Consider the following 12674-nt stretch of genomic DNA (forward strand, 5'->3'; position numbering starts at 1 on the left):
TCCTGTGATGAGGATCGGCTCGGACCGCCCGAGCAACCCTCGGACGCGCAGTGTAGGGCGAGCCACCTCACCGGCAGAGACGGACATACGGTCTTTCCGCTCGTGCTGTCCACCGCCAAGAGCGGCTGGTTCATTCACTCGTCCTGGCGGCATGTCGCCTCGCTGCGGCGGAAGTCGCCCGACCCGGCGGTCGAGATCAGCCCGCAGCTTGCCGCGCAGCGCGGGCTTGTGGAAGGCGACTGGGCCGTGGTGGAGACACAGGGCGGTGCCGTGCGCCTGAAGGTGCGGCTCAACGCGGCGCTCGATGCGCGGGTCGTCGTCGCCGAATTCGGCTGGTGGGAGGATTGTCCGCCGCTCGGCCGCGATCGCTCGGCTGCGGCAGGCGTTCTCACGCGCAATATCAACGCGGTGCTGCATGACGACACGCGCGATCCGGTCAGCGGCTCCGTGCCGCTGCGCGCCATCGTCTGCGATATCAGGCGCGACGGCGTTGCCAGCCGCGGCGTCTGGAGCGGCCAGCGGCGGTTCGTGGTCGGCGAGCGCCGGGCCGAGGCCGATAACGTCATTGCCCTCAGCCTGCTGCCGCTTGACGGCGGTCCGCTGCCCGACTTCCTGCCGGGGCAGCACGTGATGACCGCGTTGCCCGGCGCAACCGAGGCGCGGGCCTATTCGTTGACCGGATCGGGCGATCTGCCGCAGGCGCTGTCGATTGCGGTGAAGGGACGCTTCTTCGACGAAGCCAAGGGCGGCGACGCGCCATTCTTCATGCCGGATCGTCTGCATGGGCTTGCCGTCGGAGATGAGGTTCTGCTGGAGCCGCCGGGCGGCATCTTCACCCCGCCATTGAAAGGGCCGCGGCCGCTGGTCTTCCTCGCGGCCGGCATCGGCATCACGCCGTTCATCAGCCATCTCGAGACGCTGCAACACACAGCGCCAAGGGATCGCGTTGCCGACATCCTGCTGCTCCATGGCTGCCGCAGCAGCCGCGAGCATCCGTTCGCGCGGCGGCTCGCGGAGCTGGAGGCGGCCACGCCGGGGCTGACGCGCGTGACCTTCTACTCGGCGCCATTCGCGCAGGACCCGGTCAACTCGCATGCGTTGCGCAAGGGGCGGATCGATCTCGAACAGGTCAAGCCGTTGCTGGCGCGCCGGCCGCTCGTCTACATCTGTGGCTCGCCGGAATTCGTTACAGCGCAAATCGAGGCCGCAGCGGCGCTCGGTATCCCGCGGTTCGACATCTTCGCTGAAAGCTTCGTGTCGCCGCCGTCGGTGCCGCGCGACCTCGCGCCGCGCACCATCCGGCTTGCCAACAGCAAGCAGAGCTTTTCGTGGGGACCGGAGCAGGGCACGCTGCTCGACGCGGCGAGTGCGGCCGGGGTCGCGCTGCCGAGCGGCTGCCGTGTCGGGCAGTGCGAAAGCTGCGCGGTCGAGGTGGTCGATGGGGAATTCACCCATCTCGGTCCGGTCGATGGCAGCGAGGGCCAATGTCTCACCTGTCAGGCCGTGCCGCTCACCGATCTCACGCTCGCACTTTGATGACCAAACACGATTGAAGACGAACCGCATCACCGGAAGGGGATCAGATTGATGACGAATGCAACGCACGACCAAGCCGTGAGCCTGCGAAAACCTGTCGCGGACAACGTCATGGCGCGGTTTTCGCAGGCCCTGGTGGCGTTCGCCGAGCGCTGGTTCCCGGATGCGTATGTCTTCGTCCTGATCGCTGTGATTGCAGTTGCCGCGGGCGCCATCCTGCATGGCGGTTCGCCACTCGCCGTCAGCCGCGCGTTCGGCGACGGGTTCTGGAATCTGATTCCCTTCACGATGCAGATGGCGCTGGTCGCGATTGGCGGTTACGTCGTGGCGATGTCGCCGCCGGTGGCAGCCGTGCTGGCGCGGCTCGCAAGCGTGCCGAAAACCGGGCGCGGCGCAGTGGTCTTCGTCGGGATGCTCAGCATCTTTCTCTCGCTGTTGAACTGGGGCCTCAGCCTGATCTTCTCCGGTCTCCTGGTGCGGGAGATCGCGCGGCGTACGGATATCCGGCTCGATTACCGGGCAGCCGGCGCGGCCGGCTATCTCGGGCTCGGCTGCGGCTTCACCCTCGGCATCACCTCGTCGGCTGCGCAGCTCCAGGCCAATGCCGGCAGCATTCCGGCATCGCTCCTGCCGATCACCGGGGTGATCGGCTTCTCGGAAACCATCCTGACCTGGCAGAACATGGTCACCGTCGTGATGGTGAGCGTCGTGTCGGCGGCGATCTGCTATTTCACGACGCCGACGGCGGAGCAGGCGAAGACGGCGGAAGACCTTGGCGTTGCGCTCGACGACGATCGCATCGAAGCCAGGAAGCCGGCCCGGCCGGGCGACTGGCTGGAGTTCAGTCCGCTGCTGACGATCCTGATCGCGCTGCTTGCCGCCGGCTGGCTGTGGCAGACGTTCCAGTCGGGCAATCCGCTGATCACGCTGTCGGGGCTCAACACCTACAATTTCGTCTTCCTCATTCTCGGCATCGTGCTGCATTGGCGGCCGCGCAGCCTGATCGAGTCCTTTTCCAAGGCGATGCCGAGCGTCTCCGGCGTGCTGCTGCAGTTTCCGTTTTACGCCGGCATCGCCCAGATCCTGACCAAGGTGCCGAACAGCAGCGGCACCACGCTGTCGGACACGATCGCGCACTGGTTCGTCGGCGCCTCCAGCAATTCCACCGTGTTCTCGTTCCTGGTGGGAATCTATTCGGCGCTGCTCGGCTTCTTCGTGCCGTCGGCCGGTGGCAAGTGGATCATCGAGGCGCCCTACATCATGAAGGCGGCCAACGACATCGGCGCGCATCTGGGCTGGACTGTCATGGTCTACAACATCGCCGAGACGCTGCCGAACTTCATCAACCCGTTCTGGATGCTGCCGCTGCTCGGCATCCTCGGCCTGAAGTCGAAGGATCTGATCGGCTACACGTCGGTGCAGTTCTTCATCCACTTTCCGATCGTGATGCTGCTGGCCGCGATCCTGATGGCGACCTTCACTTATCACCCGCCGATCCTGCCCTGAGCGATCGCGGCCGGGCACCAGGACGCAGAGTGCCCGGCCGGCTCCGTAATTCGGCGGCCCGCTGCCGTCATCACCAGATCTGTGCTGTTTTCCAGGCCGTCGCGAATGCGGTATCGCGCCGGACCGTCATCTTTGGACGGCCATTTCATTGACCGCCGCGCGGTTCGGCTGGATATTGATCCGCGATATCCGTGTTGAAGGTCACCGCAATGAGACACACCCTCCGCAGCCTGATGTGCGACATGCGAAGCCGCATGCAGCATCGCTGCGTCTCGGCGGCGACCGGCGTCTGTTGTTGATCGCTTCGAAAATCCAGAGCACCTGACAATCAGACCGGATCGCCGTCATTCGGCGCGTGAGCACGCATGTCCCAAGCCCAAACGTCCCAAGCCCAAATATCCAAAGCCTACATCATCGAAGTCTCGGATCGCACCGCGGGTATCGTTGTCGGCGATAGCAGCGGCTTCTGCTTCTTCTCCTCCGACCGCGCCTTTGACGGCCTCGACGGCGGCCATTTCGGCTCCGCGCGGGCCGCGGAGCGCGCGGTGAGGGCGCATTTGCAACGCCGCCAGGCGTCATCGAGATCGGCGCCGCGCGCCGGCACCTGAAAGTGGATTGAAGCGAGGCAGATGATCGTTGCGGCTACGCCAGCACGGCTGCCATCAGGCAGCCGCCGTTGGTGCAAAGCCGGTTGTAAGGAGGTGCTGCCCGCGATCCGGCACTAGGCCGGGCAGACCATCGTCAGCAGCAGAAGCGTCGGCGGCTGATCGTCGCCGTTGGCGTGCTCCCAGACCAGCAGGATGTCGTGCCGATCGGCGTTCGGCGCGTTCTTGTCCTGCTCCTTGACGTCGATCTTGATCGGGATCGGCGGTTCGGAGTTGAAGCACTTGCGGACGCTGGCATCCAGCAGGGCGCACTTCGTCAGCGGCACGACACCGGCTTCGTCCTTGGAGAGGGCGGCGGTGCTTGCCTGCGTGGCCAGGTCCAGGCGCGCCTTGCCCATCTCCCGCTGCCACCGCTTGCCGCTTCCGCCCGGCCACTGGTCCCGGGGCGACAGGATCGGCTGATACTGGCCATATTCCAGCGTCTCGATGTCGATATGATCCGACGCCTTAAGTATAGCGACGCTCTTGATCATGTTCTGCAAAGGATAGTAGTGCGCGTTGATGTGATCTTTAAATTGTTGATTATTGAATACTCTTCCGCCCATAGGATTTCCCTTTCATTGTAACTTTGAATTGCTCTGGCTATACGTAAATTATGCAACGCTGGTACGTCGATCGAATAGGTCATGCGGCTCCAGTTGCGCCGCCCGATTTCACTAGCGCCCCGACCTACCACTCAAGACTGTATCCCGTCTAGTTCGACAACCTCTCGGGTTGGCGCGGATGCAGGTGGATTGCACGTCCGGATTGATAAGCAGGTCCCGATGGGTAATCTCTACCCTAGGCTGCTCACCGGGGGGAGCCGGCGATACCGCAGTAGCCTTTGAGAGCAGGGGAATGCTTTGCTTTGCATGCCAGTCGACGATCGGAGCGGACGACAATTGGTGCGCCAAATGCGGTGCTGCGGTAGCTAAGCGCGCGGACCCCGATAGCGAACAACGATTTGTGACGATCCTTCGCGCCGACGTGGTCGACTCGACGGGGCTCGTCGCGGATTTGGACCCGGAAGAGGCGGTCTCGCGCCTGGAGCCGGCCCTGATCGCGATGCGAGGCGCCGTGCGCCAGTTCGGCGGCATCGTCAGCAAGGAGCTGGGTGATGGGCTCGCCGCGGTATTTGGCGCGCCGATCGCTGACGACAACCACGCGCCGCTGGCCTGCCATGCGGCAATCGAACTGGTTCGGCGGGTCGCAGGTTTGGGCGATCCGCGGCTCCAGGTCCGGGTCGGGCTCCATTCGGGGCGGGTGGTGACCTATATGGTCGCCAGCGAGTACTCCAAGGTTTACGAGATCGGCGGGGCGGCTCAGCATCTTGCGGCGCGGCTTGAAGCGGTCGCCGAACCGAACCAGATCTACGCGTCGGAAGCCTGTCAGAACCTTGCCGAGGGCAACGTTCAGTTTGAATATCTGGGTCGGAAGCAACTCAAGGGATTTAGCGAACCCTTACCGATCTACCGCGTCGCCAGCGCAACGGATGTCTCCAGCTGGCGGGTGCGCAGGGCACGAAGCGTTGCGCGGTTCGTCAACCGGCTGAAGGAAACGGCGCGGCTCAGGCAGTTGGCGCACGATGCCGACCCTGATCGGCAAACGGCACTCTTGATCGGCGATCCCGGGATCGGGAAATCGCGGCTGGTGCATGAATTCGTAGACCAGCTCACCCGGGAGGGGTGGCTTCCCATCCACGCCGAATGCAGCCCGAATCTTCAAGGCGCGCCGTTCAGCACACTCAAGGCCCTGTTGCTCTCGATCCTGGAGGGAGCCGCGGCGGACCCGGACGGCTTGGCCAAACTGACCGCGATTCAGCGTTCGGCCATCGATGCCGTGCTTGACCGCCCGATATCGGATCCGGAATGGGGCGAGCTGGAGCCGCACGCACGCGGCCGTGCGATCAGCGAGGCATGCTGTGCGATTGTCGAAGGCTTGGTCGTGCGCCGGCGCGCGGTGATCCTCATCGAGGATCTGCACTGGATCGATCGCGCCAGCGAGACCGTGATGGCCGCCCTCGCTTCGCTGAGGGCACCCGGCCTTCTGGTGCTGCTGACCAGCCGGCCCAATGGAATTCCGGATTGGGTCGAGCGCAGCAACGCTGAAATCACGGCGTTGCGTTCGCTCGATGAGGATGCCGGACGCGAGATGCTGGACGACATCCTGGGTTCGTCGGCGAACATGGCTGATCTGAAGAACCGCGTCGTTCTTCATACGGCGAGCGTACCGCTGTTCATTGAGGAGGTTTGTCGCAGCCTCAAGGACAGCGGAATCCTCCGGGGCCATTGGGGTGAACTGGCGCTTGCGCGTCCGGTCGGTGATCTCGGGATTCCGAGCAGCATTCAGGGCGTCATCGCCACGCGTCTGGATCGCATATCGAAGGAGGAGCGCGCGCTGTTGCAGATTGCGGCGGCGTTGGGACCGTCTTCGACGGAATCCTTGCTGCGTGAGGTGTCCGGCCTGCCGCAAGAGGCCTTTCAGCGCTGCCTGACGGCGCTCGATCGTGTCGAATTTCTCGTGAGGATCGATGTCGAGCAGGACGGCTTGCTCGAATTCCCGCACGAGATGGTTCGTCAGGTGACCTACGACTCGATGGTCGAAAAGCTGCGAGAGAGCGTCCATGCGCGGATTCTTGCGACACTGGAAGGCAATGGCAGTTCGTACGATGAGCCCAGCAAGCTCTGCTATCACGCAATGCGGGCGAAGGATTGGCAAAGGGCCTTTGCCTACGGCAGAACCGCCGCGCGCAAGAGCCTGGCACGATCGGCATTTGCCGATGCGATCAACTACTTCGAGATCGCGATGGCCGCGCTCGACAAGACGCCGTTCGCTCGCTCGCGCGAAGCGGATGCGATCGACCTTCGCATCGAGGCGCGCACGGCGTTCATGAGCGCCGGTAAGGTCGCCGAATGGTTCGATCTCGGAAGGGACGCAGAGGGACGCGCCAACGCAGTCGGCGATATCGGGCGGAAGGTCGCGGCGATGGCGGTCAGGTCTGGGGCCCAGAACTTCTACGGCACGCCGATCGAGGCAATCGAAACCGGCGAGGAGGTTGCTCGCCTGGCCGGGGAATGGGGCAGTCCCGGTTGGCTCAACCTGGCTCAATACAGCCTTGGCCAGGCCTACTTCATCGCTGGCCGGTTCCGTGAAGCTGAACAGATGCTGGGACAAGCCTGCGTCCAGCTTTCCGGGCCGGATGCCAGCGCGCCACCCGGGACGACGCCGAGAACACTTCTGTTGCTCTGTTGCATGATGAAGAGCGTGACCCACACGACGCTGGGAGAGCTCGACACCGGTATCGAATTTCACGAGCGCGCGGCCGCGATCGCCGATGAGAGCAATCGACCGTTTGATCGCGTTGCCGCAGGGTATAGCGGCGGCTTCCTGATGCTCGGCCAGGGCAATCCCGAGGGAGCAGCTGACATTCTGGGGGAGGCTTTCGCGCTCACGCAGAAGTATGGAATTCGCCTCTTCGTGCCGGTTGTCACCTGCCATCTCGGTATCGCATATCTGGAGCAGGGGCGTCTCGATGAAGCGCGGCTGACGCTCATCGAAGCCCGGGAAGAAGCCAGATCGGTCGGCTACACCTCGATCGTGCTGCGAGCTTCGATTTATCTGGCGCTCGCTGTCAGCCGGCTCGGCGATACAGGGGCTGCGCTGAACATGCTGCGCGAGGTGCGAAACACCGCGCGGCAGCAGGGCTTTTCAGGTCTGGAAGCCGAGGCGCTGTTCAGCGAGGCAACGATATCGCCAGCCACGAACGAGAACGAGAGGAACCTGGTTCTCCACCAGTTGCGCATGGCGATCGCGATTGCATCGGACAGTGGCGCGAAGCCGCTGCTGCATCGGGCCGAAGCGCTTCTGAACGGAATGCTCGCCGATTCCCAGTGAAGCGTCTTGCGCCGCTAAAGCACGATGAGGTTAGGTTCAATCATCATCATCGTGCTCTAGCTCATTGTTTGAGCATGATCTCCGCGCAAACGCGTTCCGCGTTTGTCGCGAGGGAAAACCGCTTCGCACTTTTCCGGATCATGCTTTAGGAGGCGGCTGCAAGGGGCGGCGAGACCACCTGCGGTGCCTCGGCGGCCTGCGTGGCGGTCGTCGCCAGCTGGAAGCGGATGCCGTGAACCGAGACGGTCAGCGGGATTGCGCGGAAGTCGTCGTGGAAGGCGCGGATCCGGCGGGCCAGCTCGGCCGGGCCGATGCCGGCGGGAAGCTCGCACATGTCGCGGTACATCTGCCGGGTGCTCTTGATGCCGCACCAGGCGATCTCCAGCTCCTCTAGCGGCGAGGGATCACGGGCGAGTTCGCGCGACATCCGCCAGAACAGATGGGCCAGCCGCACATAGGCGATCTGCTCGAGCCCGCGCACGCTGATCTTGTCGGGAATGATGAAGGACTCGACGCCGACGATGGGACCGGAATCGACGCGCGCGGCCATCACATGGGCCGTCGCGCCGAATGTGCGCGCACCGTCATAGAGCGCGAAATGCGCCGGCGCCCAGCCGGGATATTGCGGTGGGCCGGGGTGGAAGTTGTAGGCGCCGTGGCCGAGCGCCGCCAGGATGCTCTCAGGCACGATGACGCTGGTGGTGAAGGCGAGCAGCCGGGCCTCGCGCAGCACCTCGGGCTCGATCGCCGCAAGCTCCTCGGCTGTCACCGCGCAACGGAACGACAGCGCTGGATTGTGCGCCTTCAACAGCTCGGTGAGCGCGAATTGCTGGCTGGCGACTCCGGTGAGAAGGATGATGGTCTTCATGATGTCGATGTCCTTCCCTGCTCTTATTCTGATATCAGCGGCGTTGCCCGGCCATGACGACGACGCTGCCGGCATCGCGGGATTGGCCCACGGTGCGGAACAGGTCGGCCGGCAAGGTCTGCCACGGCGCGATCTCGATGATCCGGTTGTTCGCGCTGGTGGCTGCCGATTTCGCCGCGCGGATATCGTCCTGCCAGGGGCAGAGCGCCAGCTCGAGCCGGCCGAACCCGCCGCAATCGGTGGCGAATGCGCCGGTGACTGCCTCGATGCTGGCAGCCATCTCGCGCGCGTCGCTGGTCGCGATGTCGCGCATGATCACCGTGATTGCGTTATTCGAGGCCGCCTGCGACTTGATCACGATCATGGCGTCGCGGCCGCCGCTGCGGCTGGCGCGCCGGGCGGGGCGCATCGCGACGCCGAATTCGGTGTCGGGTCCGAGATCGCTGTTGTCGGTGGGCAGGTTGTGAACGATCGTCGTATGGCGCGGCGTGCCCGCGTCCTCAATGGGAGCATGGTACGAGCGCGGCAGCCAGACGGTGTCGAGCGCCATCTGCGACGAGGTCAGGCTCCAGGCCTGATCGAGCAGGTAGCCCTCCCAGACCGCGGGATAGGCGGTCGCGATGTGATGCCAGTTGCGCAGCAGCGCTTCGGCGGCCGGGGAACGGCCGACATACAGAGTGCGCGCCGACATCTCCCACCGGTTCCACTTGTGGAGCGCGATGTCGCAATCGAGCAATGACGGCAGCAGCGGCGGCTCGCTGAGCATTGCATCGGCCTCGATGAAGAGCAGCGGCTCGCGGTGCTCTTGCCACATCCGCAGCAAGAAGCCGGACTTCTCGGATGGGCGCATGTGCTCGCCATCGGCGGTGTCGATCGGCACGATGTCGGAGGCGATCTCGAATTCGGCCAGCTTCTCCCGAAGCGCGCGGGCATGGTCGTCGCCGCGGGCGCGCGGATAGCAGGAGACCACGCGCAGCGCTGCGTTGGATCGCGAGCCCCCCGCCGGCGCGATCGGGCGCCAGTTGAGGCCGCCCCACCACATCTCGTGCGGACCGTCGAAGCTCGGCCCGATCGTCCCGAAGTCGGCTAGCTTGGACTTCAGGAAATCGAAGGCGGGATTCTCGCCGAACGGGACAACGACTGCGCAGTCGGTGCGGAGCGACCGGTAGAACAATTCGGCGGCGGGGCCGCTCGGCGGTTCAACGACGATGATGACGCCATGGTCCCGCCCCGGCACCGAGCTGGCCCGATGGACGGTCGCGCCTCCGAGCTGGTCGGACAGCCATGCGAGCCGCCGGCGCTGTGCAGCGCTCATCCGGATGCCGTCGGCCGCCAGTAATTGATCGAAATTCGTCTGCAAGCCGTCCGCTTGCGCCGTGTCAGCCGAAATCATGCCCGCGCTACCCCTCGTTAACGTTCTACGGGCGGGGCGGCCAGATCAGGCGGACAAATCAGTTGCCGTCGATTGCCTGCGCGCCGTTGCCCGCGCGCCAGGACAGCGTGGCAGAGGGGGCCCCGTTGCCGTCACGATCCTCGACCGCAAGGATGCGGTCATGGTCGAGCGCGGTCAGCGCGATCGTGTAGATTGCAACATCGTCTTGGAAGCCGTCGACCGGGATCAGCAGCATGCCGTCGTCACCGGCGGCGCGGAACTGACGGCCGCTCCTTTCCAGGCCGGCGTCCATGAGCCGTGTTTCCGCGATCGTCCTCACGTTCGAACTCTCCGCAGCCTTCGCGGCGCTCTCGCCGTATTGCACCGTGATGCCATGGAGCATTCCGTGACGGGTGAACTTTGCCAGCGGCAGCGCGATGGTCGCGACCGCCATGCGGCGCGACAGCGGAACCCGCAGGCGGAGGTCGCCGAGCCCGGTATGATAGACGCTGACGGATTCCAGCGATGCCTCGCCGTCGCGCCCGAACAGGCCGACCTGCAAGGTCCCGCATTGCGCCTCGCCGAACACGTTCGCGGGCAGACGATTGGCGCCGAACAACGTGTAGAGATAGGCGTGCGACGGCGACAGCGCAGCAAAGCTGCCGGCCAGCCACATCGGCGGGGCCGGGGCCGTGCATGCCGTCGAGAGTCCGCGGGCGATGATGCAATCGTTGATGAAGTTGGCGTCGAGCAGCGGCGCCAGCGCCTGCGTGCCGAGGTTGACGTCATGCTTGATGCCGCCAAGCAGCACGAGCTCGTCGTCATCGGGCAGCAGCAGCAGGCGTCCGAGCACGGCAGCGGCCCAGCGTGCCGCAACAATGGGATCCGCGTCGGGCTGCAATGCGTAGCGCGGTGCCAGCTCCCGGGCGCGCGCTGTATAGGCGAGTGTCCCGGATTGCACCTCGTTCGCCAGCGCGAGCTGAGCGGCCGGGCGCTGATCGCCTTCGCGCAACACCTCGCCGCCGCGATAGTCACGCGCCGATCCCTCATCAGAGCAGCAAAGCTGCTCCAGCAACGCGACGTTGCGGATCAGCATGCGCTTGACGTGCGGCGTGACGATCCGGTCCGAGATCAGGCCTTCCGCGGTGTCGTCATCGGCGATGTCGTCGAAGGCATCGTCGAGCGTCAGCAGATAGGCGCCATGCAGGCGGATGCGAATGCCCTCGCGATCGAAGATGCGCCGCAGCGACTTCTGTACGCTTGCGGAGTAGCCGAGGTCGACGAGGATCAGGTCGGTGCAGCCGTCGAAATCCGCGATCTTGGCGCGAAGATAGGAGAGCAGGCGCGCGCGGACGCCGGCGGCGATATCGGTGATTTCGCGCGGGTCCATCAGATCGGGCAGGGCGTCGGCGAGCTCGCGGCCGCTCGCAATGCCGTCGGGATACTGCGCGAAGAACTTCATCACGGCAGGTGGCTGTACCTTGACGATGTCGACGAAGGTCGGCGCGTCGATCCTGACGACGCGGCTCAGCAGCTCGCTGAGAGGCTCGAGCGTATCGGCGGACCCGACCAGGCTGACGCGGCGATTGATCTCGACATAGGCGCCGGTTTCGCCATGGCCTGATTGCCAGACGCGGTACGACAGCAGACCGTCGCGGCCGAGGAATCCGACCGCGACGCGCGCGCCCTCGCGCGCCAGCGCAGCGCGCCGCGCTTCGATGAATGCGTCGAACGATGCCATGACAGGGCCGAGCACGGTCACGCCAAGATTGAAAGCCGGAGAATGCTCTGCGCTCCGTGCGCTCACCACGCGCCGCAGCGTGCGTGCGCCGCAATCGAGCCGCGACGGCTGATCGGGACACAGCAATTCGAACACTGATGTTTCGCGCTGAAGCTTCGATGCCAGCGCCGCGCTGGCCTGCGGATAGTAGCGCGGGCGGATGCCGTAGCGGCCGGCGCCCTTGATGTCGGCGTTGTGATTGTCGCCGATGTGGAACGAGCTCGTCGCATCGACGCCCTGCTCGGCGAGATAGGCCTCGAACAGCGCCTCGCTCTTGCTGCTGCCGTGATCGCAGGATGCGTAGAGGAAATCCCAGCTCAGTCCCGGGCTGCAGGACCGCAGCAGCTGCGCGAGCTGGTCGGTGCTCCAGTAGGTGTCGGAGATGAAGCCGGTGCGGAAACCGCCGCGCCTCATGTCCATATATTGCTCGAGCATTTCCGGATTGACGCGACACAGCTCGAGCTCGGCTTCGAACTCGATCTGCGCGAGATCGCGGCTCAGGTCGAACAGCCTGAACGGAAAGTACTTATAGATATCGGTGATGCGCACTTCGGTGGAGCCGCTGCGCTCCAGCGCCAGCTTGCGCGCACGCGCCTCCGCCTGGATTCGATGCTGAACGAAACTGACCGACATGTTCGGAAATTTTTCAGCAATGCGCGAAAGCTGAAAAACCCTTTCAAATATGCCATCCGGCGTCGTGCAGGCACGCAACAGAAATGTATCGAAAACATCGAACGAACATGCAGAAACATTCTGCGCTCGACGCGTTGCGTCGACCGTCATGATCGTCATGCGCAAAATTCCCGCCAGTCCTCATGCGTTGAACGCTTGCGTGAGACAAATCAGGCGCGATGATTCAAAAAAGTTGATGCGGGATTCGAAAACGCGCGCTTCGCGACTGACAGATTCAAAAAATCCGATAACGTCGAAATAGTGATTCGGAAAAAATTGCCTAGTCGCAATCGTCGAATGCAAGATGGCGACCAACGGCGATGGATCACTCGCATGCTCCGCGCATGCATGTGTTCGCGTAGCGTTAGTTGATGTGACAACAGCGATTTCCGGCGCGACGAA

8 protein-coding genes are annotated in these 12674 nt (G+C 64.3%); 4 read left to right on the forward strand and 4 right to left on the reverse strand.

Going from position 1 to position 12674, the window contains the following annotated elements:
* The 3 genes from FBZ93_RS19030 to FBZ93_RS19040 form a co-directional block, all read left to right on the forward strand.
* Positions 1 to 1536 (forward strand): molybdopterin dinucleotide binding domain-containing protein (locus tag FBZ93_RS19030; protein ID WP_146987478.1); only part of this gene is annotated, 1536 nt, incomplete at its 5' end.
* Positions 1537 to 1587: 51 nt separating this feature from the next.
* Positions 1588 to 3042 (forward strand): short-chain fatty acid transporter, encoded by a 1455-nt coding sequence (locus FBZ93_RS19035; protein WP_146987480.1) that lies wholly within the window; start codon positions 1588 to 1590, stop codon positions 3040 to 3042.
* A 365-nt stretch (positions 3043 to 3407) separates the two neighbouring features.
* Positions 3408 to 3650: a hypothetical protein gene (locus FBZ93_RS19040; protein WP_167529109.1), complete on the forward strand. Its 243-nt coding sequence runs from the start codon at positions 3408 to 3410 to the stop codon at positions 3648 to 3650.
* Positions 3651 to 3763: 113 nt separating this feature from the next.
* Here FBZ93_RS19040 and FBZ93_RS19045 read toward each other — a convergent pair whose 3' ends face one another.
* Positions 3764 to 4252, reverse strand: a complete 489-nt coding sequence (locus FBZ93_RS19045) for a hypothetical protein (protein ID WP_146987482.1) — start codon at positions 4250 to 4252, stop codon at positions 3764 to 3766.
* 292 nt (positions 4253 to 4544) lie between these two features.
* On the opposite strand from FBZ93_RS19045, the gene FBZ93_RS19050 reads away from it, so the two are divergent.
* The gene (locus tag FBZ93_RS19050) at positions 4545 to 7580 is read left to right on the forward strand and encodes an ATP-binding protein (RefSeq protein WP_146987483.1); all 3036 of its coding nucleotides are present in this window, start codon (positions 4545 to 4547) and stop codon (positions 7578 to 7580) included.
* 145 nt (positions 7581 to 7725) lie between these two features.
* Here the strand turns inward: FBZ93_RS19050 and FBZ93_RS19055 are convergent, their stop codons facing one another.
* The 3 genes from FBZ93_RS19055 to FBZ93_RS19065 are packed head-to-tail and all read right to left on the reverse strand — an operon-like array spanning position 7726 to position 12233.
* Positions 7726 to 8451: a formyltransferase family protein gene (locus FBZ93_RS19055; RefSeq protein ID WP_146988104.1), complete on the reverse strand. Its 726-nt coding sequence runs from the start codon at positions 8449 to 8451 to the stop codon at positions 7726 to 7728.
* A gap of 31 nt (positions 8452 to 8482) precedes the next feature.
* Positions 8483 to 9841, reverse strand: coding sequence for a hypothetical protein (locus tag FBZ93_RS19060; protein ID WP_146987484.1), 1359 nt, complete (start codon positions 9839 to 9841; stop codon positions 8483 to 8485).
* 58 nt (positions 9842 to 9899) lie between these two features.
* Positions 9900 to 12233, reverse strand: coding sequence for a hypothetical protein (locus FBZ93_RS19065; protein WP_349643258.1), 2334 nt, complete (start codon positions 12231 to 12233; stop codon positions 9900 to 9902).
* Positions 12234 to 12674 lie beyond the last annotated feature (441 nt).

Origin of the sequence: Bradyrhizobium macuxiense (assembly GCF_007993935.1) — a bacterium.
GTDB classification, from domain to species: Bacteria; Pseudomonadota; Alphaproteobacteria; order Rhizobiales; family Xanthobacteraceae; genus Bradyrhizobium; species Bradyrhizobium macuxiense_A.